This is a genomic window from Amycolatopsis sp. cmx-8-4 (assembly GCF_046548675.1).
In the GTDB taxonomy this organism is placed as follows: domain Bacteria; phylum Actinomycetota; class Actinomycetes; order Mycobacteriales; family Pseudonocardiaceae; genus Amycolatopsis.
Genome location: NZ_JAEBDZ010000014.1, coordinates 181,512 through 204,955 on the forward strand (window position 1 = coordinate 181,512; position 23,444 = coordinate 204,955).

At 69.8% G+C, this 23,444-nt stretch carries 24 protein-coding genes; 19 read left to right on the plus strand and 5 right to left on the minus strand.

Annotation, left to right across the window (positions count from 1 at the left end; all coding sequences use genetic code 11):
- The first annotated feature begins 47 nt into the window (after positions 1 to 47).
- Genes ACLJQZ_RS28460 through ACLJQZ_RS28470 form a run of 3 tightly spaced genes read left to right on the plus strand, consistent with a single transcriptional unit; the run spans position 48 to position 2,739 of the window.
- Complete coding sequence (locus tag ACLJQZ_RS28460; RefSeq protein ID WP_410622938.1) at positions 48 to 1,226, plus strand: acyl-CoA dehydrogenase family protein; 1,179 nt, start codon at positions 48 to 50, stop codon at positions 1,224 to 1,226.
- A complete protein-coding gene (locus ACLJQZ_RS28465; protein ID WP_410622939.1) occupies positions 1,223 to 2,398 on the plus strand; it encodes a CaiB/BaiF CoA transferase family protein in 1,176 nt (391 codons plus the stop codon). Before ACLJQZ_RS28460 ends, ACLJQZ_RS28465 begins: the two co-directional genes overlap by 4 nt.
- Complete coding sequence (locus ACLJQZ_RS28470) at positions 2,395 to 2,739, plus strand: 3-hydroxyacyl-CoA dehydrogenase NAD-binding domain-containing protein (RefSeq protein ID WP_410622940.1); 345 nt, start codon at positions 2,395 to 2,397, stop codon at positions 2,737 to 2,739. The genes ACLJQZ_RS28465 and ACLJQZ_RS28470 overlap by 4 nt, the downstream gene beginning before the upstream one ends.
- A 27-nt stretch (positions 2,740 to 2,766) precedes the next feature.
- Here the strand turns inward: ACLJQZ_RS28470 and ACLJQZ_RS28475 are convergent, their stop codons facing one another.
- On the minus strand, positions 2,767 to 3,987 hold the full coding sequence (locus ACLJQZ_RS28475; protein ID WP_410622941.1) for an MFS transporter: 1,221 nt from the start codon (positions 3,985 to 3,987) through the stop codon (positions 2,767 to 2,769).
- Positions 3,988 to 4,071: 84 nt separating this feature from the next.
- Positions 4,072 to 5,016, minus strand: a complete 945-nt coding sequence (locus ACLJQZ_RS28480) for a LysR family transcriptional regulator (protein ID WP_410622942.1) — start codon at positions 5,014 to 5,016, stop codon at positions 4,072 to 4,074.
- Positions 5,017 to 5,101: 85 nt separating this feature from the next.
- Between ACLJQZ_RS28480 and ACLJQZ_RS28485 the strand changes: the two genes are divergently transcribed.
- From ACLJQZ_RS28485 to ACLJQZ_RS28535, 11 genes are all read left to right on the plus strand, one after another.
- The gene (locus ACLJQZ_RS28485) at positions 5,102 to 6,061 is read left to right on the plus strand and encodes a cyclase family protein (RefSeq protein ID WP_410622943.1); all 960 of its coding nucleotides are present in this window, start codon (positions 5,102 to 5,104) and stop codon (positions 6,059 to 6,061) included.
- Positions 6,062 to 6,069: 8 nt separating this feature from the next.
- Positions 6,070 to 7,200 (plus strand): FAD-dependent oxidoreductase, encoded by a 1,131-nt coding sequence (locus tag ACLJQZ_RS28490; protein WP_410622944.1) that lies wholly within the window; start codon positions 6,070 to 6,072, stop codon positions 7,198 to 7,200.
- Between the two features lie 18 nt (positions 7,201 to 7,218).
- A complete protein-coding gene (locus ACLJQZ_RS28495) occupies positions 7,219 to 8,157 on the plus strand; it encodes a VOC family protein (protein ID WP_410622945.1) in 939 nt (312 codons plus the stop codon).
- Complete coding sequence (locus tag ACLJQZ_RS28500) at positions 8,157 to 9,086, plus strand: fumarylacetoacetate hydrolase family protein (RefSeq protein WP_410622946.1); 930 nt, start codon at positions 8,157 to 8,159, stop codon at positions 9,084 to 9,086. Before ACLJQZ_RS28495 ends, ACLJQZ_RS28500 begins: the two co-directional genes overlap by 1 nt.
- Before the next feature lie 2 nt (positions 9,087 to 9,088).
- Entirely contained in the window at positions 9,089 to 10,249 is a 1,161-nt protein-coding gene (locus ACLJQZ_RS28505; protein WP_410622947.1) for an alpha/beta hydrolase family protein, read from the plus strand.
- Positions 10,250 to 10,756: 507 nt separating this feature from the next.
- Positions 10,757 to 11,092: a PadR family transcriptional regulator gene (locus ACLJQZ_RS28510; RefSeq protein WP_410622948.1), complete on the plus strand. Its 336-nt coding sequence runs from the start codon at positions 10,757 to 10,759 to the stop codon at positions 11,090 to 11,092.
- Positions 11,089 to 11,457: a DUF1048 domain-containing protein gene (locus ACLJQZ_RS28515; protein WP_410622949.1), complete on the plus strand. Its 369-nt coding sequence runs from the start codon at positions 11,089 to 11,091 to the stop codon at positions 11,455 to 11,457. Before ACLJQZ_RS28510 ends, ACLJQZ_RS28515 begins: the two co-directional genes overlap by 4 nt.
- Complete coding sequence (locus ACLJQZ_RS28520) at positions 11,454 to 12,239, plus strand: ABC transporter ATP-binding protein (protein ID WP_410622950.1); 786 nt, start codon at positions 11,454 to 11,456, stop codon at positions 12,237 to 12,239. The genes ACLJQZ_RS28515 and ACLJQZ_RS28520 overlap by 4 nt, the downstream gene beginning before the upstream one ends.
- The gene (locus tag ACLJQZ_RS28525) at positions 12,236 to 12,997 is read left to right on the plus strand and encodes an ABC transporter permease (protein ID WP_410622951.1); all 762 of its coding nucleotides are present in this window, start codon (positions 12,236 to 12,238) and stop codon (positions 12,995 to 12,997) included. Before ACLJQZ_RS28520 ends, ACLJQZ_RS28525 begins: the two co-directional genes overlap by 4 nt.
- On the plus strand, positions 12,994 to 14,166 hold the full coding sequence (locus ACLJQZ_RS28530) for a serine hydrolase domain-containing protein (RefSeq protein WP_410622952.1): 1,173 nt from the start codon (positions 12,994 to 12,996) through the stop codon (positions 14,164 to 14,166). Before ACLJQZ_RS28525 ends, ACLJQZ_RS28530 begins: the two co-directional genes overlap by 4 nt.
- Positions 14,167 to 14,465: 299 nt before the next feature.
- Positions 14,466 to 14,849: a hypothetical protein gene (locus tag ACLJQZ_RS28535; protein ID WP_410622953.1), complete on the plus strand. Its 384-nt coding sequence runs from the start codon at positions 14,466 to 14,468 to the stop codon at positions 14,847 to 14,849.
- 8 nt (positions 14,850 to 14,857) lie between these two features.
- Here ACLJQZ_RS28535 and ACLJQZ_RS28540 read toward each other — a convergent pair whose 3' ends face one another.
- Both ACLJQZ_RS28540 and ACLJQZ_RS28545 read right to left on the minus strand, forming a co-directional pair.
- Entirely contained in the window at positions 14,858 to 15,829 is a 972-nt protein-coding gene (locus ACLJQZ_RS28540) for a magnesium transporter CorA family protein (RefSeq protein WP_410622954.1), read from the minus strand.
- A gap of 10 nt (positions 15,830 to 15,839) precedes the next feature.
- Positions 15,840 to 17,840: an APC family permease gene (locus ACLJQZ_RS28545; protein ID WP_410622955.1), complete on the minus strand. Its 2,001-nt coding sequence runs from the start codon at positions 17,838 to 17,840 to the stop codon at positions 15,840 to 15,842.
- Between the two features lie 176 nt (positions 17,841 to 18,016).
- Here ACLJQZ_RS28545 and ACLJQZ_RS28550 point away from each other — a divergent pair, with 176 nt between their 5' ends.
- Positions 18,017 to 18,322: a hypothetical protein gene (locus tag ACLJQZ_RS28550; protein ID WP_410622956.1), complete on the plus strand. Its 306-nt coding sequence runs from the start codon at positions 18,017 to 18,019 to the stop codon at positions 18,320 to 18,322.
- On the opposite strand, the gene ACLJQZ_RS28555 is transcribed toward ACLJQZ_RS28550, so the two are convergent.
- The gene (locus ACLJQZ_RS28555) at positions 18,312 to 18,545 is read right to left on the minus strand and encodes a hypothetical protein (RefSeq protein ID WP_410622957.1); all 234 of its coding nucleotides are present in this window, start codon (positions 18,543 to 18,545) and stop codon (positions 18,312 to 18,314) included. The genes ACLJQZ_RS28550 and ACLJQZ_RS28555 overlap by 11 nt on opposite strands.
- Positions 18,546 to 18,983: 438 nt before the next feature.
- On the opposite strand from ACLJQZ_RS28555, the gene kdpF reads away from it, so the two are divergent.
- Genes kdpF through ACLJQZ_RS28575 form a run of 4 tightly spaced genes read left to right on the plus strand, consistent with a single transcriptional unit; the run spans position 18,984 to position 23,444 of the window.
- Positions 18,984 to 19,085 (plus strand): K(+)-transporting ATPase subunit F, encoded by a 102-nt coding sequence (kdpF, locus tag ACLJQZ_RS28560; RefSeq protein ID WP_284740395.1) that lies wholly within the window; start codon positions 18,984 to 18,986, stop codon positions 19,083 to 19,085.
- A complete protein-coding gene (kdpA, locus tag ACLJQZ_RS28565) occupies positions 19,085 to 20,743 on the plus strand; it encodes a potassium-transporting ATPase subunit KdpA (RefSeq protein WP_410622958.1) in 1,659 nt (552 codons plus the stop codon). The genes kdpF and kdpA overlap by 1 nt, the downstream gene beginning before the upstream one ends.
- On the plus strand, positions 20,740 to 22,830 hold the full coding sequence (gene kdpB / locus ACLJQZ_RS28570; protein WP_410622959.1) for a potassium-transporting ATPase subunit KdpB: 2,091 nt from the start codon (positions 20,740 to 20,742) through the stop codon (positions 22,828 to 22,830). The genes kdpA and kdpB overlap by 4 nt, the downstream gene beginning before the upstream one ends.
- A 2-nt stretch (positions 22,831 to 22,832) precedes the next feature.
- Positions 22,833 to 23,444 carry a potassium-transporting ATPase subunit C gene (locus ACLJQZ_RS28575; RefSeq protein ID WP_410622960.1) on the plus strand — a complete coding sequence of 204 codons (612 nt, stop codon included), beginning with the start codon at positions 22,833 to 22,835 and terminating at the stop codon, positions 23,442 to 23,444.

Below are 23,444 nucleotides of genomic sequence, written 5' to 3' on the forward strand. Positions count from 1 at the left end.
GGATTAGGTATTGGACAGAACCTAATCGGCGTTCGATAGTGAGGGTCATGTACACCGGCAACCCCGAGGTCCCCGACGACGTCTTCGCGGACGTCCTGGCCCAGATCAACGACTTCGTGCGCACCCGCGTCATGCCTCGCGAGCTGGAGATCATGACCACGGACGCCATCCCCGCCGACCTGCGCGCGCAGGCCGCCGAGATGGGGTTGTTCGGGTACGCGATCCCCCAGGACTGGGGCGGGCTCGGCCTCGACCTCGTCCAGGACGTCGAGGTCGCCATGGCCCTGGGCTACACGTCGCTGTCGCTGCGGTCGATGTTCGGCACGAACAACGGCATCGCCGGGCAGGTCCTGGTCGGCTTCGGCACCGAGGAACAGCGGTCCCGGTGGCTGCCCGGCATCGCCTCCGGTGAGGTCGTCGCGTCGTTCGCGCTCACCGAACCGGGTGCCGGTTCCAACCCGGCGGGCCTGCGGACCAGCGCGAAACCGGACGGCGAGGGCTGGGTCATCGACGGCGGCAAGCAGTTCATCACCAACGCCACCGAGGCCGGGTTGTTCGTGGTGTTCGCCCGCACCCGGCCCGCGTCGGAATCCGGCACCGGCATCGCGGTGTTCCTCGTCCCGGCGGACGCGCCGGGCATCACGGTCGGCGCCAAGGACGCCAAGATGGGCCAGGAAGGCTCCCGCACCGCCGACGTCACCTTCTCCCAGGTCCGCGTCGGGCCGGAGGCGCTGGTCGGCGGCGACGGCGAAGTCGGCTACAAGGCCGCGATGACGTCGCTGGCCCGCGGCCGGATCCACATGGCAGGGCTGGCTGTGGGCGCGGCGCAGCGGGCGCTGGACGAGTCGGTCTCCTACGCCGCCACGGCAACGCAGGGCGGCACGCCGATCGGGGATTTCCAGCTGGTGCAGGCGATGCTCGCCGACCAGCAGACCGGCGTGCTCGCCGGGCGTGCGCTGGCCCGCGAGGCCGCGCGGCTGTACGTGACGGGGGAGGACCGGCGGATCGCGCCGTCGGCGGCGAAGCTGTTCTGCACGGAGATGGCCGGCAAGGCCGCCGACCTCGCGGTCCAGGTCCACGGTGGGTCCGGTTACATCCGCGAGGTCCCGGTCGAGCGCATCTACCGCGACGTCCGCCTGATGCGGCTTTACGAAGGCACCAGCGAGATCCAGCGCCTGATCATCGGTGGCGGGCTCGTGCGGGCCGAAAAGAAGAAGCAGTCGTGACGCGCCCGCTCGAGGGGGTCACCGTCGTCGCCGTCGAGCAGGCCGTCGCCGCGCCCCTGGCCACCCGCAACCTCGCCGACCTCGGCGCCCGGGTGATCAAGGTCGAGCGCGTCGAGGGTGGCGACTTCGCCCGCGGCTATGACCACGTCGTGCACGGCACGGGTGCGCACTTCGTCTGGCTCAACCGCGGCAAGGAATCTCTGGCTGTCGACCTCAAGACCGCCGAGGGCCGCGATGTCGTGCGCCGGCTGATCGCTCGCGCGGACGTCTTCCTGCAGAACCTCGCGCCCGGCGCTGCCGACCGCCTCGGTCTCGGCAACCTCCGCGCCGAGCACCCGGAGCTGGTGGAGGTGAACCTGTCCGGGTTCGGTGCGGGCGGGCCGATGGAACAGCGCAAGGCCTACGACATGCTGATCCAAGCCGAGGCCGGGCTGATCGCCATCACCGGCAGTGCCGAAGCGCCGGCGAAGACCGGCATCCCGACGGCCGATATCGCGTCCGGCATGTACTGCGCGCAGGCGATCCTGGCGGCGCTGCTGCGGCGCTGGCGGACCGGTGAGGGCGCGACGATCGAGGTCTCGATGCTGGAAGCCACGGTCGAGTGGATGGGCTACGCGCTCTACACGCAGATGTACGCCGGGACCCAGCCCGCGCGGATGGGGCTGAGCCACAGCTCGATCGCCCCGTACGACGCGTTCCCGACCCGCGACGGGCAGCTGCTGATCGGCGTCCAGAACGACACGGGCTGGCGCACGCTCGTTACCTCCGTGCTCGAAGCACCCGCTCTCGCCGACGATCCGCGGTTCACCACCAACGTGGCCCGGGTTGCCCATCGCGCGGAGTGCGACGCCGAGGTCGCGGCCCGCACGTCCCGCTGGTCCAACGCCGAACTCGACGCCCGCCTCGCCGCGGCCGGTGTCCCCGCGGCCCAGCTGAAGGAGGTCGACCAGGTCGTCGACCACCCCCAGCTGCGGGCCCGGGACCGCTGGCGCACGGTCGGCACCGAGCACGCCCAGGTCGACGCGCTCTTGCCGCCGGCGACGTTCGCCGACGTCGAAGCTGTCATGGGTGACGTCCCCGCCCTCGGCCGGCACACCCGGGCCCTGCTCGTCGAGTCCGGAGTGGACGCCGACGACTTCCTCCGTCGCGGCATCGCCAGGGAGAGCGCGTGAAGACGGAGATGCCCGGGACCGTCGGGGTGATCGGTGGCGGCCGCATGGGCGCCGGGATCGCCCAGGTCTTCACCGCGGCGGGCGCGGAAGTCGCCGTGGTCGAGACCGGCGATGGGGCAGCAGCCCGGGCCCGGATCGCCGACGGCCTGGCCAAAGCGGCCGGACCTCAAGATCGACGTCCTGACCAACCAGCTCGCTGTCCGGTTCCGGCGTCGAAGCTGGTCGAGGTCGTCACCACCCCGGAGACGGCGCCCGAGGTCGTCGAGCAGGTCCGCGGCTGGGTCCGTGCCGCAAAACCGGCCAGGGCTTCCACCGCTGGGCCTGACCCCAGGCCATCGTGAGACAGCGCCGGCGCCGGGATCGTCCGGTCAGTCGGTGGTGACGTCGAGCCGGGGGTTGTGCCGCCGGGTGGCGACCACGCAGACGGCGGCCATGGCCGCGGCGGCGAGACCGAGCACGCCGATGGCCGGGCGCAGACCGCCGGCGCCGGCGCCGATCGCGGCGATCAGCAGCGGGCACAGGAACTCGCCGATGAACAGCGCGGCGGTCCACACGCCGGTACCCCGGCCGCGCTGCTCGAAGTCCAGCCCGTTGACCGCCCAGGTCAGCAGCGTGGGCAGGAGCATGCCGGTGCCGAACCCGGCGACGGCGGCACCGGCGGAGATCACCGGGATCGAACCGGTCGCGAACACGAGAGCGAAGCCGATCGCCGACAGCCCGAACTCCACCGGAAGCAGCGCTCGCGGTGTCCGGTGGGACAGCCGGGCGAACACGACGCACCCGGCGGCGGTGGCCACGGACATCAGGGCGCTGATGCCGCCGATCGCCGCCGTCGAGCCGAGTCCGGCTTCGGTGAGCACAAAGGACAGTTCCACGATCAGGGTGTAGAACACGATGCCGCCGATGAAGGTGACCAGGCACGGCGTCAGCAAGGCACGCCACGGCAGCGGCGCCAGACGCCGGCCCGCGGTGGCCTTCCCGTCCGGCTGCCAGATGAGTTTCGCGGTCAGCGGGACGAGCACGACCGCGACCGCGTACACCCAGAACGGCGTCCGCCAGCTGTGCGCGCCCAGCGCACCGCCCAAGGCCAGGAACACCGTCGCGGACAACGACGCGACGAGCGTCTGCAGGCTCAGGTAGCGGCTGCGGCGCGCCCCGGACCAGTAGTCACCGATCAGCGTCGTGGCACAGGTCATGATCGCCGCTTCGCACACGCCGACCAGGACGCGGCTGGCCAGGATGGCCGGCAGGGAAGGCAGATACAGTGGCGCGGTGCCGGTGATCGCGTAGCACACCAAGGCGATCAGCAGCAGCCGCTTGCGGTCGACCTTGTCGACGATCAGGCCCGCGAACGGCGCGGTGAGCCCGATCAGCAGCGCGGGAACCGTGAGCACCACCGGCGCGAGGACCTCGGCGCCGGGCACTCCGGCGAAAGCGTCCTGCAGCTGGGGCAGCACCGGCGCGATGAGCACGGCGCCGAGTACCGACAAACAGCTGGCGGACAACAGGATCAGCAGCTGAGCCGGTCCCGGCCGGCGGCCACCCGTCGAGGCCGTGGCCGGGCGGGAACTCGCGAGTTGATCGGACATGGCGCCTCCGGCCTGCGGGCGGCCGGTCTCCGCTGATCGGCAACGCTTGCGCAAAGTGTCGGGAACGCGGCGCCGGAGCGGAAATCACTTCTCCCGAAGGCCGGTATCAGCCGGGGTGATGCCGATCATCGCCGCGACGGCCCGCTGGACCACGTCGCGCAGGTACCGGTGCTCGGGGTCGTCGTCGTACATCGGGTGCCACCACATCGCCTCCACGAGCGGGGTCGCGTCGAAGGGACACGGCAGGGCCCGTACGCCGAGCTCGGCCGGGATCCCGTCCGCGAGCCGGCGTTGCACCAGCGCCACGCGACCGGAGCCCGCGACGAGTCCGGGAACGGTCAGGAACGTCTCGGTGACCACCTGGATGTGCGGCTCGATCCCGAGCATGCGCATCTGCCGCGCGGCCGGCGTCGACGCCGTCGGCCCGTGGTAGGTCACGACCCACGGCATGGTCTCCAGCTGCCGGACGGTCAGGGCGTCCCCGACGGCGGTGTTGCCCGCGGCCACCAGGCACACCCATTCGTCGCGGTAGAGGTCCTGGTGCGGCAGGTCGTCGACGAACCCGTGCGGGATCACCAGCAGGTCGGTGTGGACCAGCTCCTGAGCTGCCGCGTCGACCATCCGAGGTGTGTTGGCGGGGAACCGCAGCCGGGTGCCCGGGGCCTCGTCGGCGAGGCGGCCCGCGATGCCGGGGCCGAGCATGGCCACCCCGTAGTCGCTCATGAGCATCGAGAACTCGCGCGCCGAGGAGGCCGGGTCGAAGTCGGGCTCCGCGGCGAACACCCGCTCGGCTCCGGAGAGGGCCACGCGCACGCGTTCCTTGAGCTGCACGGCCAGCGGGGTGAGCCGGTACTGGTTCCCCGACCGGGTGAGCAGGTCGTCGTGGAAGTGCCGGCGCAGCCGGGCCAGCTGGGCCGACACCGCGGGCTGGCCGAGGCCCATTCGCGCCGCCGCGCGCGTCACGCTGCGCTCCTGCAGCAGCGCATCGAGGGCCACCAGCAGGTTCAGGTCCAGCCGAGCCAGGTTCACAGCGAGTCACGGTATCAACGCTGTCGATACTCTGCATCACCGATCTGCTCTTCCCTGATATCCCGTCCGGCCCGACAGTGAGGGGGTGGACCGAATCGATCCCGAAGGCGCGATCGCAGCAGCCGCCCGGCGCTGCTCCAACTGGGGCCGCTGGGGCGACGACGACGTACTGGGCACGCTGAACTTCCTCGACGACGCCAAGCGCCGGGAAGGCGCCGCGCTCGTCCGGCGCGGGGCCGGCTTCTCGCTGGCGCAGCGCTTCGACGCGGAAGGCCCGCAGAAGGGCTGGCGACGCCGCACCAACCCGATCCACACGATGCTCGACACCGGCCTCGACGCCGAGCGCGGGCAGGGTTTCCCGCACGGGCTCGGCGGCGCCGACGACGTCGTCTTCATGCCCCTGCAGGCCTCGACGCAGTGGGACGGCCTCGGCCACATCTTCGACCACGGCATCGCCTGGAACGGCCGGCGCGCCGGAGACGTCGTGACCAGCGAAGGCGACCAGGTCACCGGAATCGAGACCGTGGCCGGTCGGATCGCCGGCCGCGGCGTGCTTCTCGACGTCGGCCGGGTGATCGGCGACGACGGCGAACTGCCCGACGGGTTCGCGATCACCGTCGACCACCTCGAGGCCACGATCGCCGCCCACGGCGACACCGCGCGCGTCGGCCGCGGTGACCTCCTGCTGGTGCGGACCGGCCGGCTCGCCCGCGCCCGCCGCGAAGGCTGGGGCGACTACGCGGGCGGCCCGGCCCCGGGCCTGTCGTTCACCACGGCGGACTGGCTGCACCGCAGCGAAATCGCCGCCATCGCCACCGACACTTGGGGCTTCGAAGTCCGGCCCAACGAGTTCGACGACGCCTTCCAGCCGTTGCACCAGGTCGCCATTCCGCACCTCGGGCTGTTCCTCGGTGAGATGTGGGACCTCGACGCCCTCGCGGCCGACTGCGCCGCCGACGGGACGTACGAGTTCTGGCTGACCGCCGACCCGCTGCCCGTGACCGGCGCCGTCGGCGCCCCGGTCGCCCCGATCGCCGTCAAGTGAGGACCGCCATGCCCGCCGTCACCACCGTCCTCGTCGTCGGCAGCGGTCTCGCCGGCACGGCCACCGCGATCCACCTCGCCAAGGCCGGAGTCGCCGTCGACCTCGTCGAAGCCGAGCCCGGCGTCGCCGCCATCGGCTCCGGGATCACCTTGCAGGGCAACGCCTTGCGCGAGCTGCGCGCCCTCGGCGTCTGGGAGGAGGTCCGGGCGAAGGGGTACGGGTTCGACAGCCTGGGGCTGCGTGCGCCCGATCCCGCCGGAACCCTCCTGGTCGAGCTGCCGGACGCCCGCACCGGCGGCCCGGACCTGCCCGCCGCCCTGGGCATGCCGCGTCCCGACCTCGCCCGGATCCTGCACGACCGCGCGGCCGCGACCGGCGCGAAGATCCGGTTCGGGCTCACCGTCGCCGCACTGGCTCAGCAGGCCGATCACGTCGAAGTCGCCTTCTCCGACGGCACCGCTGCCCGCTACGACCTGGTCGTCGGCGCCGACGGGATCCGCTCGGCGATCCGGCGGATGCTCGGCATCGACCTGACGACCCGTGCGACCGGCATGGGTATCTGGCGCGCCTTCGGCCCTCGGCCGGCGTCGGTGACCCGCACGGACCTCTTCTACGGAGGTCCCTGCTACATCGCGGGGTACTGCCCGACCGGGGAGAACTCGCTCTACGCCTACGTCGTCGAGGACGCGCGGGACCGCAGTTCCCTGACCCCGCACCAGCGGCTCGCGACCATGCGCGAACTCGCCTCGGCCTACCACGGGCCGTGGGACGACATCCTCGCCACGCTGGACGATCCCTCCCACGTCAACTACACCTGGTTCGAGACCCACGTGCTGCCCGCGCCGTGGCACCGCGGCCGCGTGGTGCTGATCGGCGACGCCGTCCACGCCTGCCCGCCGACCCTGGCCCAGGGCGGCGCTCAGGCGCTCGAGGACGCGACCGTCCTCAGTGAACTCCTGCTCGGCGCCGAAACCCTCGACGACAGGGTGTGGAGTGCTTTCACCGAACGGCGCGTCGCCCGGGCGACGGCCGTCGTCGAGGCGTCGAACCAGCTCGGCCAGTGGCTCCTCGACCGCGAACCGGGCGACGTCCCCGGCCTGATGGGCGCCGTCGCCGCCCTCGTCGCCCAGCCCGCCTGACCCTTCCGGAGGAACGCCATGACCGACGGCCTGATCACCCACCTGCGGCACGTCGACCTCGCCGTGCCCGACCTCGCCCGCCAGCAGGACTTCTACACCGGCGCGTGGGGGCTGACCACCGAGCACACCGACACCGGGATCGCCTTCCTCGCCGCGGAAGGCTCGCCCGAGCAATACATCGTGCGGCTGCGCCAGGCAACGGACAAGCGCATCGACCTGATCGCGTTCGGCGTGGCCACCGCGGCCGACGTCGACACCCTGGCCGCCCGCCTGGCGACCGCCGGCGTCACGCTGGTCCACGAACCCCGCACCCTGCGGACTCCCGGCGGGGGATACGGGTTCCGGTTCTTCGACAACGAAGGCCGCACCATCGAGATCAGCGCCGACGTCGCGGTCCGCGCCCACCGGAAGATCGAAGCGGGCGAGGCGATCCCGGTCCGGCTGTCCCACGCGGTGATCAACTCCGCCGACCCCGAAGGCACCCGGCGGTTCTACGAGCGGCACCTCGGGTTCAAGCTGTCCGACACCCTGACGCACCCGCGGATGGGCGGGATGATGTGGTTCCTGCGCATCAACGCCTGGCACCACAGCCTGGCCATCGCCCGCGGCCCGCACCCGTCACTGCACCACGCGTCCTTCGAGATGCGCGGGATCGACGAGTACATGCGGGGGACCGGGCGGCTGTTGCGGGCCGGCGTCGAGAAGATCTGGGGCCCCGGACGGCACCTGGCCGGCAACAACACCTTCAGCTACTTCCTCGACCCGCACGGCAACACCGTCGAGTACACCACGGAGCTGGAGCTGATCGACGAGGACGCCTGGCACCCGCACCTCTACGACTTCACCCGGCCCGAGGTGTCCGACCAGTGGGGCACGGCCAACGCGATGAACGAGTTCGTCGCCGCCCGCTCCTTCAACGACCCCGACAAGGGCCTGTTCGTGGCCCCGCCGGTCTGATGCGCCTCGCCACCTACGAGTACGGCGGAACCGTGCACACGGGCGTGGTCTCGGGCGCCGGCGTCCACGCGTTCGCGGCCGGGGTCACCTTTCTCGACCTGGTCCGCCGAGGCCTGCCCGCCGCCCTCGAAGCCGGGGCGGCCGCGCTCGGCGGGCCGGCCGTGGCCCTGGCCGAGGTGCGGCTGCTACCGCCGCTCGAGCCACCGAGCGTCCGCGACTTCGTCGCCTTCGAAGAGCACGTCGAGGGCATGGTCGCGCCGGGGTCCGTGCCGCCGGAGTGGTACGAGGCGCCGACGTTCTACTTCACCAACCCCGCCGCCCTGGTCGGCGCGCACGACGACGTGCCGGTCCCGCCGGGCTCGCGGTCGTTCGACTTCGAGCTGGAGGTCGCCGCCGTGCTGGGGCCGGACGCGATCTTCGGCTACACGATCATGAACGACTGGTCGGCCCGCGACCTGCAACGCCGCGAGATGCGGGTCAACCTCGGCCCGGCCAAGGGCAAGGACTCCGCCACCACGCTGGGGCCGTGGCTCGTGACCGCCGACGAACTGGAGCCGTACCGGGACGCGGACGGCTTCCTCGCGCTGGGCATGCGCGTCACGGTCAACGGCGTCGAAGTGGGCCAGGACCTGCTGTCCAACATGGGCTGGCCGTTCGAGGAACTCGTCGCCTACGCCGGTCGCGGCACCCGGGTGCGGGCCGGGGACGTCCTGGGCTCGGGCACGTGCGGCAACGGCGGCTGCCTGGCCGAGCTGTGGGGCCGGCGCGGCGAACAGCAGCCACCGCCGCTGAAGCCCGGCGACGTCGTCGAGATGACCGTCGAAGGCATCGGGACCATCCGCAACACCGTCGTGCCCGGGCTGGTGCTGCCGCCGGTGCGTCCGGCGCGGCGACGGCCCCGGAACCGGCTCCACCCCGAAAGGATCTGACCTTGTTCGAGTACTTCCCCGGAAACTACGTCTGGAACCTCGGCGTGGTCGCCGCGCTCAACTCCGGCGGTCTGATCGACGAGATCGACCGCGCTTGCCGCCCGATCCGCGAGGCCGCCGCGCGGGGCTCCGACGCCGGCACCCCGGATTTCCTGCGCGCCTGGACCGCTTTGACCGACCAGCTCGTCGCCCAGGCCGAAGCAGCGGAGAAAGCCGGGCACGAGCGCACCGCCGGTCAGCTGTACTTCCGCGCCACCAACTATCTGTGCCAGGCCGAGCGCATGCTCGCGCACTCGAACCCCGACCGGCTGCCCACCTATCGCCGTGTCCTGGCCCTGGCGCGGAAGGCGTTCGACCTGCGCGACCCGCGCGTGTCCCGGGTGGCGATCCCGTACGAGGGGACGACCCTGCCCGCCTACTTCAGCGCGGCACCGGCCACGAGCGACGGTCCGGCGCCGGTGGTGATCCTGGTCAACGGGCTGGACTCGACCAAGGAGCACATGTACGGGTCGGCGCACTGGGAGGAGCTGGCCGCCCGCGGCATCTCGTGCCTCATGCTCGACCAGCCCGGCACCGGCGAAGCGTTGCGGCTACAGGGAATCACGGCCCGGATCGACAGCGAGGTGTGGGCCGGCGCCGCCGTGGACTGGCTCGAACAGCGCGACGACGTCGACCCGGCGCGGATCGGGATCGTCGGCTGGTCGCTCGGCGGCTACTTCGCCCCCAGGGCCGCGGCCTTCGAGAAGCGGTTCGCGCTGTGCGTCGCGTGGGGCGCCAACCACAACTGGGGCGCGGTGCAGCGCCGCCGCCTCGAACGTGAGGGCGAGCGTCCGGTACCGCACTACTGGGAGCACGTGCTGTGGGTGTGGGGCCACGACGACCTCGACACGTTCATCACCTTCGCCGACGACGTCCACCTCGACGGTGTCGTCGAGAAGATCACCGTGCCGTTCCTCATCGCCCACGGCGAGAAGGACCGCCAGATCCCCCTCGAGTACGCCCACCGCTCCTACTCGCAGGCGGTCAACTCACCACGGCGCGAACTGCGCGTGTTCACCCCGGAAGAGGGCGCGACCGAGCACATCGGACTCGACCACCTCCCGCACGTGAGTGCCTATGTCGCCGACTGGGTGGCCGACACTTTCGCCACGATCCGCAGGTGAAGTTGGCGCCGTGATACCCACCAGAACGGTGGTACTGAAACACGAGTACCGGACGTCGTCCTGAAGTGACCTCGGTAGTGTTGCGAAGCCGGTGCCGTAGGCGCCTGAATTCGCGCCGGTTCAGCCGCGGCGGTGTGCGCGTTGCGCCGGTTCCACAGTGGATTCTTGGTACCTCGTGATCGTGGCGCTGATCCGCCAGGAGTTCCGGAGCTACTGGCGCACGCAGCCTTTCGTCGCCGCCGGCCTCGGATTCCGGCCGTACCGGTAGAGCGGGTTCCGTAGGTCGTGGCCAGCGAGACGCTCGCATCGATCTTCACCCGGCTGTCCGCCCGCCCCGCGTCCGTGCCGCACTCGCCGCCGCGGTAGGTCACGACGAGCGCGTCCGCCGAGACGGGTCGCGCTGCGGTGAGCGTCGTTGTCTCCCGGCGACGAGGAGGCTTGCGCCATCACTATTCAGTGATACTATCTACCGGTAGTCAGCATCACTGAGTAGGTGAAGGGTGGCCCATGGGCAAGCAGGTGACGGAGATGCTCAAGGGAACGCTGGAGGGCATCGTTCTCGCGATCCTGTTCGGGCGGTCCGCCTACGGCTACGAGATCACCGCGTGGCTGCGGGACCAGGGCTTCACCGACATCGCCGAGGGCACCGTCTACGCCCTGCTCGTGCGGATCGAGCAGCGCGGGTTCGTCGACGTCGAAAAGGTCCCGTCCGAGAAGGGGCCGCCGCGCAAGGTGTATTCGCTCAACGATCGGGGACGGGAACACCTCGACGAGTTCTGGAGGACGTGGAGCTTCCTCTCGGAACGGCTGGAACAGCTTCGCAAGGGAGGAAATCGACCGTGAAGATTTCGGATATCACCACCAAGGTGATCGGCGACAAGCGCAGGTGGCGGGCGTACAAGGCGCGCACCCGGCAGCTTCCCGCGAACTACCGCGCGGCGGTCGAGGCGCTGGAACGGTACTTGATGTTCTTCGGCGGAGCGGACGGTGACACCGCGGCGTCGATGTTCGAGGACCTGATCGACCTGTTCGAGCAGGCCGCGGCGGACGGAACGCCCATCCGTGAGATCGTCGGAGCGGATCCCGTGGACTTCGTCGATGCCTTCATCCAGAACTACACGAAGGGCGGCTGGGTCACCCGTGAACGCGAACGGCTGACCAACGGCATCGAACGCGCCGAAGGACTGGACGAGGAGAAACGCTCGTGACGGCGCCGACGGCAGCCGCGCCCGAGATCCGCGTGCAGGGCCTGGAGAAGGCGTACAAGGACCTGACGGTCCTGCGCGGTGTGGACTTCGACGTGGCGCGGGGCAGCATCTTCGCCCTGCTCGGCTCGAACGGCGCGGGTAAGACCACGGTCGTGAAAATCCTGTCCACCCTGCTGAAAGCCGACAGGGGATCCGCGAGCGTCCACGGCTTCGACGTCGCCACGCAAGCGGACAACGTGCGAGAGTCCTTCAGCCTCACCGGGCAGTTCGCGGCCGTCGACGAAATCCTCAGCGGGCGCGAGAACCTCGTGCTGGTCGCCCGGCTGAGGCACCTCAAGGGCGCGGCCAAGATCGCCGACGACCTGCTCCGGCGCTTCTCGCTGACCGACGCGGCCGAGCGAAAGGTGGCGACGTACTCGGGTGGCATGCGCCGCCGTCTCGACATCGCAATGAGCCTCATCGGGGACCCGCCGGTCGTCTTCCTCGACGAACCGACGACCGGGCTCGACCCCCAGGCGCGCCTCGAGGTCTGGCGCGCGGTCAAGGAACTCGCCGAGCACGGCACGACGGTGCTGCTCACGACGCAGTACCTGGACGAAGCCGAACACCTCGCCGACCGGATCGCGATCCTGCACGAGGGCCGGATCATCGTGAACGGCACCCTCGCCGAGCTCAAGCGGCTCCTGCCGCCGGCCAAGGTCGAATACGTCGAGAAGCAGCCGACTCTCGAAGACGTCTTCCTCACCCTCGTCGGCACCGACGCGAGTGAGGAACAGTCATGACCAAGCACTTCCTCGGCGACACCGCCGTCCTGTTGGGACGGTCCCTGCGGCACGTCACGCGCAGCGCGGACACCATCATCACGACCGCGATCATGCCGATCGCCATGCTGCTGCTGTTCGTCTACGTGTTCGGCGGCGCGATCAAAGCGGGTTCGGATTCGTACGTGAACTACCTGCTGCCGGGCATCCTGCTCATCACCGTCGCCTCGGGCATCTCCTACACCGCGTTCCGGCTCTTCCTGGACATGAAGAACGGCATCTTCGAACGGTTCCAGTCCATGCCGATCGCGCGCTCGGCCGTGCTGTGGGCGCACGTGCTCACCTCGCTGGTCGCCAACCTGATCTCGCTCGTGGTCGTCGTGGGTGTCGCCCTGCTCATGGGCTTCCGCTCGGGGGCGGGCGTGTCGGCGTGGCTCGCGGTGCTGGGCGTGCTGCTTCTGTTCACCTTGGCGTTGACGTGGCTCGCCGTCATCCCGGGCCTCACGGCGAAGTCGGTCGACGGTGCGAGCGCGTTCTCCTACCCGCTGATCTTCCTGCCGTTCCTCAGCTCGGCGTTCGTGCCCACCGGCACCATGCCCGGCCCGGTGCGCGCCTTCGCCGAGCACCAGCCGGTGACCTCCATCGTCAACGCCCTGCGCAGCCTGTTCACCGAGCAGCCGGTCGGTTCCGACATCTGGATCGCGCTCGCCTGGTGCGTCGGCATCCTCGTCGTCGCGTACTTCTTCGCCACGCTCACCTACCGCCGGAAGATCTCGTGAGCTTCCGGCGGGCCGGGGCGCTGCTGTCGGCCGTCGCGCTGCTGACCGGCGTGACCGTGCCGACGGCCGCCGCGGAGCCGGGACGACCGGAGCTGCGGCGAACGATCCAGGCGATCGTCGACTCCGGGTTCACCGGGGTGCAGCTGCGCGTGCACGACCAGCGGGGTGACTGGACCGGCAGCGCCGGGGTCCGCGAGCTGGGCGAGGCCGGGACGCCGCCGACGGACGGGCGGTTCCGGATCGGCAGCACCACCAAGACGTTCACCGCGACCGTGGTGCTGCAGCTGGTGGCCGAGGGCCGAGTCGCGCTGGACACTCCGGTGGCCGGCTACCTGCCCGGGTACGGCTTCGACCCGCGGATCACCCCACGGATGCTGCTGCAGCACACCAGCGGGCTGTTCAACTACACCGGCGAGTACTACGACGACGGGACGGTCGTCCCGGGTATCCCGTGGTCGGGCGGGGAATGGGTGGACAACCGGTTCCACACCTACCGGCCGGCGGACCTGGTGCGGTACGCGTTGTCCAAGCCGGCGCGGTTCGCCCCGGGCACGGGCTGGAGCTACGCCAACACCAACTACGTCGTGGCCAGGCTGCTGATCGAGAAGGTCACCGGCCGCTCGTACGCCGATCAGGTGCAGCGGCGGATCCTGTGGCCGCTCGGGCTGCGCGACACCTTCGCCCCGGGTACTTCGCCGGACGTCCCCGGGCCGCACGCCCACGCCTACTACCGGTACCAGGACACCGCCGGGCAACCGAAGACGGTCGACGTCACCCGGCAGAACCCGTCGTGGATCTCCAGTGCCGGCGAGCTGATTTCGACGACGAAGGACCTCGGCACGTTCTATTCCGCGCTACTGGGCGGAAAACTGCTCCCGGCCCCGCTGCTGGCCGAGATGGTGAAGCCGCACCCGACGCCCGACCCGACGAGCGACTACGGCCTCGGGCTGTTCGAGCTGCACGCCGACGCGAACTGCAGCGGCGGTGTGCTCGTCAACCACAACGGCGGCGTGCAGGGCTACGGGACGTTGGCGTACAGCACCTTGGACGGCAGCAAGACTCTGGAGGCCTCGATCACCTACGTCGACACCGGTGTCGCTCCCGCCGCGGCTTACCAGCGGGCAGTGCGGAGCCTCATCCAGAACGTCTTCTGCGTCAGGAAGAAGTGATCGCATGACGAAGAACGCAACGTCCACGACCACCACGAAATGGACCGGCATGGTGCCGGTCGACGACACGGCCCTGGCCGTCACCGACACCCGTGGTCCCGGCGTTCCCGTGATCTACTGCAACGGCCAGTTCGCCACCCAGGGATACTGGCGGCGAGTCCTCGCCGAACTCGGCGTCGGCTTCCGGCAGGTCCTACGGGGCGTTCGTCGCCGCGCACTGGGCCGGCCGGAATCCCGAGCGTGCTCTCGGCGCGGTTTTCGTCGAGGGCGCCGAACCCTACGACTGGCTCGACGAGGCCATGGAGCGGCGGATCCGGAAGCTGTTCAAGCGGATGGGCTGGTTCCTGCCGCTGCTGCGCCCGACGGGGCTGGCGCCGCGGATGGCTGCCGGGCAGCAGGCCGACAGCAACATCGAACTCGGCAGGATCTCCCGTGAGCGCGAGCTCGGCCCGGTGCTGGACGCCATCGAGGTCCCGGCGCGGTACGTGCTGGGTTCCGGGACGTCGTTCGGAAGCAAGGGTGACGAGCAGGACCGGGTCCGAGCCGCTGTCGGCGCGGTGATCGCCCGGAACCCGAACATCGAGGTGAGCGCGAAGGTCGCGAGCAACCACGGCGCGATCCTGCGCAAGGACTTCCGCGCCGTCGCCGATGCGGTGCGCGAGGTCGCCGGCACACCTCGCTGAGGGACTGCTCAGAGCCAGTCTTTGCGCTTGAACAACACGTAGAGCCCGGCGGAGAACACGACGATGGCCGCCGTGGACACCCAGAAGCCCCACGGCTGGTCGACACCCGGGTAAGGGATGTTCTGGCCGTAGAAACCGGTGATCGCCGTGGGCACCGCGATGATCGCCGCCCAGCCGGTCACCTTCTTCATGATCGTGTTGAGGCGGTTCGCCTGCAGGTTCAGCTGGGTTTCGCGGATCGTGGTGACGAGATCGCGCAGGGACTCCGTCCATTCCGACGCGCGCAGCACGTGGTCGTAGACGTCCTGGTAGTACGGCATCAGCTCGCTGTCGCAGACGTGGTGATCGCGGCGCATGAGCGAGTTGACGACCTCACGCATCGGCAGCACGACCCGCCGGAGCCGGACCAGGCTCTTGCGCAAGTGCAGGGAGCGGCGGTGCATCTCGCGGTGGTCGACGTCGTCGTCGAAGACGAGGTCTTCGAGGGCCTCGATCTGTTCGTCGAGGGATTGCACGGCCTCGAAGTGGCTGTCGACGACGTAGTCGAGCAGCCCGTGCAGTAGGTAGCCGACGCCGCTCTTGGCGAGCTCCGCCGTTTCGTCCCACCGGCTGAGGACCTCGCCGATGTCGAAGTGGTCGTTCTCCCGGACGGTCACGAGGGCGCGTTCGGTGATGAACGCGTCCATCTCGATCGCGTCGAGGGTGCCGCTCTCGACGTCGAGGCGCACCGCGTAGGCGGTGAGGAAGGAGTGGGTGTCGTAGCGGTCCAGTTTCGGCCGTTGGTGGTCCTGTACGACGTCCTCGACGGCGAGCTTGTGCAGGCTCAGCTCCTCGCTGATCGTGGCGAGGTCTTCTTCGGTGGGGGAGCACAGGTCGAGCCAGACGGTGGCGCCCGGGTCGGCCAGGTGGTCGGAGACGTCCGCGGCGGGGAAGTCCTCGGCGACGAGGACGCCGTCGCGGTAGAGGCGGGTGCGGGCCATGCCGTGGAGACTAACGGCGCCGGGTGGTGACACCGCGGCGGATGTCACCGGGGAGCGGGCGGACGCGCTGGAGGTCGCGGCGGCTGGTGGAGTGCAGCTGCCAGGGGACGCTCGTGACCATGACGCCGGGTTCGAACAGCAGCCGTCCCTTCAGCCGCAGTGAGCTCTGGTTGTGGAGCACGTTCTCCCACCAATGACCGACGACGTACTCGGGGATGTAGATGCAGACGACGTCCCGCGGGCTGCTGCGCCGCAGGTTCTTGACGTACTGCACGACCGGACGGGTGATCTCGCGGTACGGGGACTCGATGACCTTCAGCGGGATCTTCATCCCCCGTCGTTCCCACGTGCGCCGCAGCTCCTGGGTGTCGGCGTCGTCGACGTTGACGGTGATGGCGGCGAGGGAGTCGGGACGGGTGGCGCGGGCGAACGCGATCGCGCGCTGGCTCGGTTTGTGCAACGTGGACACCAGCACGATCGCGTGGACCCGGCTGGGGAGCAGCTCGCTCTCGTCGTCCGGTTCGAGCTCTTCGCGGACGTGCGTGTAGTGCCGGTGGATCGAGCGCATGAAGACGTACAGCAACGGGATGGCGATGACGACCAGGTACGCGCCGTGGGTGAACTTCGTGATCAGCACGACGACGAGCACGACCGCGGTCAGGACCGCGCCGAGGGCGTTGATCAGCCGGGACCGCTGGGCGGACCGTCGTTCCCGGGGGTCGGTGGTGTCGGCGAGGATCCGGTTCCAGTGCCGGACCATCCCGGCCTGGCACAGCGTGAACGAGGTGAACACGCCGAGGATGTAGAGCTGGATGAGCCGGGTCGTGGAGCCGTCGAAGGCGAAGATCAGGATCGCGGCGACGACCGACAGCGCGATGATCCCGTTGGAGAACGCCAGCCGGTCGCCGCGGGTGTGCAGCTGCCGGGGCAGGAACCGGTCCTGCGCCAGGATCGAGGCCAGCAACGGGAAGCCGTTGAACGCGGTGTTCGCCGCCAGGATCAGGATGAGGGCCGTGGCGGCCTGCAGGACGTAGAACAGCACGGCGTGGTCGCCGCCGAACACGGCCGCGCCGATCTGGCTGATGACGGTGCGCTGGGGATCGGTCGCGCAGTTGCCGGCGAACCCGGCGAGGTCGCACGTGTTTTCGGCGATGTGCACCCGGGTGATCAGCGCGAGGGCCGTGATGCCGCCGAACATGACGACCGCGACGGCGCCCATGGCGGTCATCGTGCGGGCGGCGTTGAGTGCCTTGGGCTTCCGGAACGCCGGGACGCCGTTCGAGATGGCTTCGACGCCCGTGAGCGCCGTGCAGCCCGAGGAGAACGACCGCAGCAGCAGGAACACCAGCGCGAGGCCGGTCAGCCCGACCTGCTCGGGGTGCACCTCGTAGCCCGCGCTTTCGGAGACCGGCGGGTGCCCGGTGAGGACGCGCGCGAAGCCGACCACGATCATCAGCACGACGGTGGCGATGAACAGGTAGGTCGGCGCGGCGAAGGTGCGTCCCGACTCCCGGATGCCGCGCAGGTTCATCGCCATGAGCACGACGATGAATCCGACGTCCAGCAGGATCCGCTCGTCGTTGAGCTGCGGGACCGCGGAGATGATGTTGTCCACGCCGGAGGAGACGGACACGGCCACCGTCATGATGTAGTCGACCATCAGCGCGCCGGCGACCACCAGGCCCGCGCGGCTCCCGAGGTTGCGGGAGGCGACCTCGTACGAGCCGCCGCCGCTGGGGTAGGCGCGCACCACCTGCCGGTAGGAGATCACCACGACGGTGAGCAGCACGGCGACGGCCAAGCCGATCCACGGCGCCAGGCTGAAGTAGGCGAGACCGCCGATCGACAGGATCAGCAGGATCTCCTGGGTCGCGTAGGCGACCGACGACAGCGGGTCGCTCGCGAAGATCGGGAGCGCGAGCCACTTGGGCAGCAGGGTGTCGCCGAGGGTGTCGCTGCGGAACGGCCGGCCGACGACCAGCCGTTTGAGTGATGACGTGGGTGCCGGCACGTAGGGAGCGTGCCTTCCGCGCCGGGCGGCCGGCGTAGGGAAAGTATCAAGATTCGGGTGTCGGCGTAGAGATCGCGTAAACGTCTTCCGGCTGCTCGTCAGAGTCTCGTCAACGGCCGTGGCCGGCTCCGGCCGCGTGCCTACGGTGCCCGGGCACGTCGTTCCCGGGAGTTGCCATGACCGAAGCCGTCCTGACGCGCGTGATCTCCTGCCCCGGTGCGGCAGAGCTGCTCGACGAACTCGCCTCCGGCGGCCGGGTGTTCGCCGACCTTCGTCGGCGCTTCCCGCGTCGTGTCCTGGATCCCGCGTTGCGGGTGCTGGCGGCCGAGGGAGCGCTCCGGCGGTCGGAAGCGGGTACCTGGGACGAGAAATCCGGCCGCGACGTGGTGCTGTCCCTCACCGGCACCGGGCAGCGGATCGTCGAAGACTTGTCCGATTTGGACGTTTGGGTCGCGGTGTACGAACGCTACCTCAACGGGTAGCGGGTCCCAGGTCGAACAGGGCCTGGGCGGCATGGATGCATTCGAGGATGTCGCGCGCCAGCTGCGCCGCCGGGCGCGTGGTCGCGGTGTCGGCCAGCTGCAGGTCGCGCACCTGGCCGTCGAGCGTCACGATCACCGAGATCGCGCCGTCGTGGCTGCTGTGGCTCGCCTGGACGGTGCTCCGGCGGGGAACGGACGTGCGGAGATCGGGGTCGGCTGCCAAGGGGACTCCCGGGGAGTGAGATCCGGTTCGGGCTGCTGTGGCCGTGATCGTTCAAGACTGGCCCCGAACTCCCGCCGAGGCGAGCCGTTCACACCGCCGAGGCCGAGTTGTGACCAAGTCCGGAATGGACACACGGAGTGTGTCGTGGCGCCGGTCGATTCCTGACCGATTACCCCGATCGAGTGGTGATCATTTCGCTGCGTAGTCATCCGCGTCAAGAACGCGTCAACGCGGCTCGAAGCCGCGTCAAGACTCTGTCAGGTGACATCCGGTCAGGAACTCCGGGAGGCACGCTTCCGCCAGCCGGGTCACCATTCGGTCGACCCCAGCCCGATGTGCGTGAGAAGGGAGCAGTCGTATGGCCGATCTGGCCTATGTGCTGCTGGCGATCGTCGTGTTCGCCGTGCTGGCCTTGACCCTGCGTGGAATGGAGCGGTTGTGAGCGGCACCGGCGTGTTCGCCAACGTCGTCGGCGGCGTGCTGGCGCTGGCCCTGATCGTCTACCTGTTCATCGCGCTGATCAAACCGGAGAAGTTCTGATGTCCTCGACGTGGGCCGGCCTTGGACAGGTCGGCCTCCTCCTGCTCGCCCTGGCGGTGGTGTACCGGCCACTGGGCGACTACATGTACCGCGTGTTCACGAGCACGAAGCACTGGCGGCTCGAAAAGGCCGTCTACAAGGTCGTGCGCGCGGACCCGGAGTCCGAGCAGCACTGGAAGACCTACGCCTCGGGCGTGCTGGCCTTCTCGTTCGTTTCGGTGCTGTTCCTCTACCTGCTGCAGCGGATCCAGCCGCTGCTGCCGCTGAACTTCGGCCGCACGGTCGACCCCGGGGTCGCGTTCAACACCGCGATCAGCTTCGTGACCAACACGAACTGGCAGTCCTACATCCCCGAGAGCGTCATGGGCCACGTGGTCCAGATGGCCGGCCTGACCGTGCAGAACTTCGTCTCCGCCGGTGTCGGTCTTGCTGTGGCGATCGCGCTCACCCGCGCGTTCGTCCGCTCGAAGTCCGATCGGCTGGGCAACTTCTGGGTCGACCTGACCCGCGGCACGATCCGCGTGCTGCTGCCGATCTCGTTCGTGTTCGCGATCGTGCTGGTCGCGCTCGGCGTCGTGCAGAGCCTCAAGTCCGGCGTCTCGGTGCTCAACCCGGACGGCTCGGGCAGCACGATCGCGCTGGCACCGGCGGCGAGCCAGGAGGCCATCAAGGAACTGGGGACCAACGGCGGCGGCATCTACAACGCCAACTCCGCCCACCCGTTCGAGAACCCGAACTCCTGGTCCAACCTGATCGAGATCTTCCTGCTCCTGGTCATTCCGGTCAGCCTGACCCGGACGTTCGGCAAGCTCGTCGGCAACACCAAGCAGGGTTACGTCCTGCTCAGCGTCATGGGCGTGCTGTGGGCCGGGATGCTCACGGTCATCTGGTGGGGCGAGACGCACGCGAACGGCGCGGCCGCCCGGCTGGCGGGTGCGGCCATGGAAGGCAAGGAGACCCGGTTCGGGCTCGCGGCGTCGGCGTTGTTCGCCGACTCGACGACCGGCACGTCCACCGGCGCGGTGAACTCGATGCACGACAGCTACTCCGGCCTCGGCGGGTTCGGCACGCTGATCAACATGATGTTCGGCGAGCTCTCTCCCGGCGGCGTCGGCACCGGGCTCTACAGCATCCTGGTGATGGCGATCATCGCGATGTTCCTGGCCGGCCTGATGGTCGGGCGGACGCCGGAGTACCTGGGCAAGAAGCTCGGCAAACGCGAGGTCACTTGCGCCTCGATCGCCATGCTCGCGATGCCCGCCGTCGTGCTGATCGGCGCGGGTGCGGCGCTGCTGATCCCCGGGAACACCGACGCGTTCAACAATCCGGGCGCGCACGGCTTTTCCGAACTGCTCTACGCCTACACCTCGGCCAGCAACAACAACGGCAGTGCGTTCGCCGGCATCACGGTGACCAACGACTGGTACCAGGCGACGCTCGGCGTCTGCATGGCGCTGGGCCGGTTCATCCCGATCCTGGCCGTGCTCTGCCTGGCCGGTTCGCTGGCGGCGCAGAAGAAGACGCCGGAAACCGCGGGCACGTTGCCGACCACCAGCCCGCTGTTCGCCACCATGCTCGGCGGCACCGTGGTGCTGGTCGCCGCCCTGACCTTCATCCCCGCCCTCGCTCTCGGTCCCATCGCGGAGGCCCTCGCATGACCATCACCACCCAGCGTTCCCCCGAGGAAACCACCGAGCACCACGCCGAAAACGTGGGCCGGATCGGGGCGGGCGTCTTCAACCCCCGTCAGCTCTGGACGTCCCTGCCGGACGCCTTCCGCAAGTTCAGCCCGCGCCACCAGCTGCGCAACCCCGTCATGTTCGTGGTGTGGGTCGGCTCCGTGCTGGTCACCGTCTTCGCGATCACCGACCCCGGCGTGTTCAACATCGGCGTCGCGCTGTGGCTGTGGTTCACGGTGCTGTTCGCCAACCTCGCCGAAGCCGTCGCCGAAGGCCGCGGCAAGGCCCAGGCGGAAAGCCTGCGGCGGACCAAGAAGGAAACCGTCGCCCGCCGGCTGCGGGCCGACGGCAGTGAAGAAAGCGTGCCGGGTGTCGAGCTGAAGATCGGCGACCGGGTCGTGGTCGAGGCCGGCGAGGTGATCCCCGGCGACGGCGACGTCGTCGAGGGCATCGCGACCGTCGACGAGTCGGCCATCACCGGCGAGTCCGCCCCGGTCATCCGCGAGTCCGGCGGCGACCGCTCGGCCGTCACGGGCGGCACGACGGTGCTGAGCGACCGGATCGTCGTGGAGATCAGGACCAAGCCGGGTGAGTCCTTTGTGGACCGCATGATCGCTCTCGTGGAAGGCGCGTCGCGGCAGAAGACGCCGAACGAGATCGCGCTGACCATCCTGCTCGCGGTGCTGACGATCATCTTCGTGCTGGCCGTCGTCGCCCTGCAGCCGATGGCCGGCTATTCGGGTGGGCTCGTGTCGGTGATCGTGCTGACCGCGCTGCTGGTCTGCCTGATCCCGACGACGATCGGCGCGCTCCTGTCCGCGATCGGTATCGCGGGCATGGACCGCCTGGTCCAGCGCAACGTGCTCGCCACGTCGGGGCGCGCGGTGGAGGCCGCCGGCGACGTCTCGACGCTGCTGCTCGACAAGACCGGCACCATCACCTTCGGCAACCGGCAGGCGACCGAGCTGCTGCACGTCGGGTCGTCGTCCATCGACGACCTGGCGATCGCGGCCCGGCTGTCCAGCCTCGCCGACGGCACACCGGAGGGGCGCAGCATCATCGACCTGTGCACCCGCGAGCACGTCCTGCCGACCGAGGCGAGCGAGGCCGAGAAGTCCGGCGAGTTCGTCCCGTTCACCGCCCAGACCCGGATGAGCGGCATCGACCTGAACGGCCGGGTCGTCCGCAAGGGCGCCGCCAGCGCGGTGCGCGCCTGGGTCGCCGAACACGGCGGCACTATTCCGGACCAAGTGCACAGCGTCGTCGACACGATCAGCGCCGAAGGCGGCACGCCGCTCGTCGTCGCCGAGCAGGTCGAGGGCGTCGCGATCGTGCGAGGCGTGATCCGGCTGTCCGACGTCGTCAAGCCGGGCATGCGGGAGCGGTTCGCCGAGCTGCGCGCGATGGGCATCAAGACGGTGATGATCACCGGCGACAACCCGCTCACCGCCAAGGCGATCGCCGACGAGTCCGGGGTGGACGACTTCCTCGCCGAAGCCAAGCCCGAAGACAAGATGGCGCTGATCAAGAAGGAGCAGGAAGGCGGCCGGCTGGTCGCGATGACCGGTGACGGCACCAACGACGCTCCCGCCCTGGCGCAGGCGGACGTCGGGGTGGCGATGAACACCGGGACCATGGCGGCCAAGGAGGCCGGCAACATGGTCGACCTCGACTCGAACCCGACGAAGCTCATCGAGATCGTGGAGATCGGCAAGCAGCTGCTCATCACGCGCGGCGCGCTGACGACGTTCTCCATCGCCAACGACCTGGCGAAGTACTTCGCGATCCTGCCCGCCATGTTCGCCGCGATCTACCCGCAGCTGGGCGGGCTCAACATCATGGGCCTGCACTCGCCGAACTCGGCGATCATGTCCGCGGTGATCTTCAACGCGCTGATCATCGTGGCGCTGATCCCGCTCGCCCTGCGCGGCGTCCGGTACCGGCCCTCGAGCGCGAAGTCGCTGCTGCGGCGCAACCTGCTGATCTACGGACTCGGCGGCATCGTGACGCCGTTCGCCGGGATCTGGCTGATCGACCTGCTCGTCCGACTGATTCCGGGAATGTGACCATGAAGGTGCTGTACAAGCAGAGCATCGCCGGCCTCAAGATGCTGCTGGTGCTGACCGTGTTGCTCGGTGTCGTCTACCCCCTCGCCGTGTGGGCGGTGGCGCGGATCCCGGGCCTGTCGGACAACGCCGAGGGCTCGATCGTCACGCAGAACGGGCAGGCCGTCGGGTCGTCGCTGATCGGGGTCGACCCGGTGGCGAAGGATCCGGCGCACGACCCGTTCTTCCACAACCGGCCCTCGGCCGGGTCGAAGGACCCGCTCGGGCCGGGTGACCCGTCGACGTCGGGTGCCTCGAACAAGGGCACCGCCAACGAGGATCTCCTGGCCACGGTGAAACAGCGGCAGGACCTGATCGCCAAGCGTGAAGGTGTCGACGCCTCGAAGGTGCCGGCGGACGCGGTCACCGCGTCGGCGTCCGGGCTCGACCCGCAGATCAGCCCGGCCTTCGCCGAGCTGCAGGTGCCGCGGGTCGCGCGGGAGACCGGGCTGAGCGAGGACGCGGTCCGCACGATCGTCGCGGACAACACGACCGGCCGCGGCATCGGGGTGCTCGGTGACCCGGCGGTCGACGTCCTGGGGATGAACCTGGCGGTCGCGGCGGCCAGGCACTGA

Coding starts and splice junctions, on each gene's coding strand:
- ACLJQZ_RS28510 (WP_410622948.1), top strand. CDS start 10,757: ATGGGCAAGCAGGTGACGGAGATGCTCAAGGGAACGCTGGAGGGCATC.
- ACLJQZ_RS28540 (WP_410622954.1), bottom strand. CDS start 15,829: ATGGCCCGCACCCGCCTCTACCGCGACGGCGTCCTCGTCGCCGAGGAC.
- ACLJQZ_RS28495 (WP_410622945.1), top strand. CDS start 7,219: ATGACCGACGGCCTGATCACCCACCTGCGGCACGTCGACCTCGCCGTG.
- ACLJQZ_RS28475 (WP_410622941.1), bottom strand. CDS start 3,987: ATGTCCGATCAACTCGCGAGTTCCCGCCCGGCCACGGCCTCGACGGGT.
- kdpA (WP_410622958.1), top strand. CDS start 19,085: ATGTCCTCGACGTGGGCCGGCCTTGGACAGGTCGGCCTCCTCCTGCTC.
- ACLJQZ_RS28525 (WP_410622951.1), top strand. CDS start 12,236: ATGACCAAGCACTTCCTCGGCGACACCGCCGTCCTGTTGGGACGGTCC.
- ACLJQZ_RS28460 (WP_410622938.1), top strand. CDS start 48: ATGTACACCGGCAACCCCGAGGTCCCCGACGACGTCTTCGCGGACGTC.
- kdpB (WP_410622959.1), top strand. CDS start 20,740: ATGACCATCACCACCCAGCGTTCCCCCGAGGAAACCACCGAGCACCAC.
- ACLJQZ_RS28500 (WP_410622946.1), top strand. CDS start 8,157: ATGCGCCTCGCCACCTACGAGTACGGCGGAACCGTGCACACGGGCGTG.
- ACLJQZ_RS28575 (WP_410622960.1), top strand. CDS start 22,833: ATGAAGGTGCTGTACAAGCAGAGCATCGCCGGCCTCAAGATGCTGCTG.
- ACLJQZ_RS28535 (WP_410622953.1), top strand. CDS start 14,466: ATGGAGCGGCGGATCCGGAAGCTGTTCAAGCGGATGGGCTGGTTCCTG.
- ACLJQZ_RS28490 (WP_410622944.1), top strand. CDS start 6,070: ATGCCCGCCGTCACCACCGTCCTCGTCGTCGGCAGCGGTCTCGCCGGC.
- ACLJQZ_RS28550 (WP_410622956.1), top strand. CDS start 18,017: ATGACCGAAGCCGTCCTGACGCGCGTGATCTCCTGCCCCGGTGCGGCA.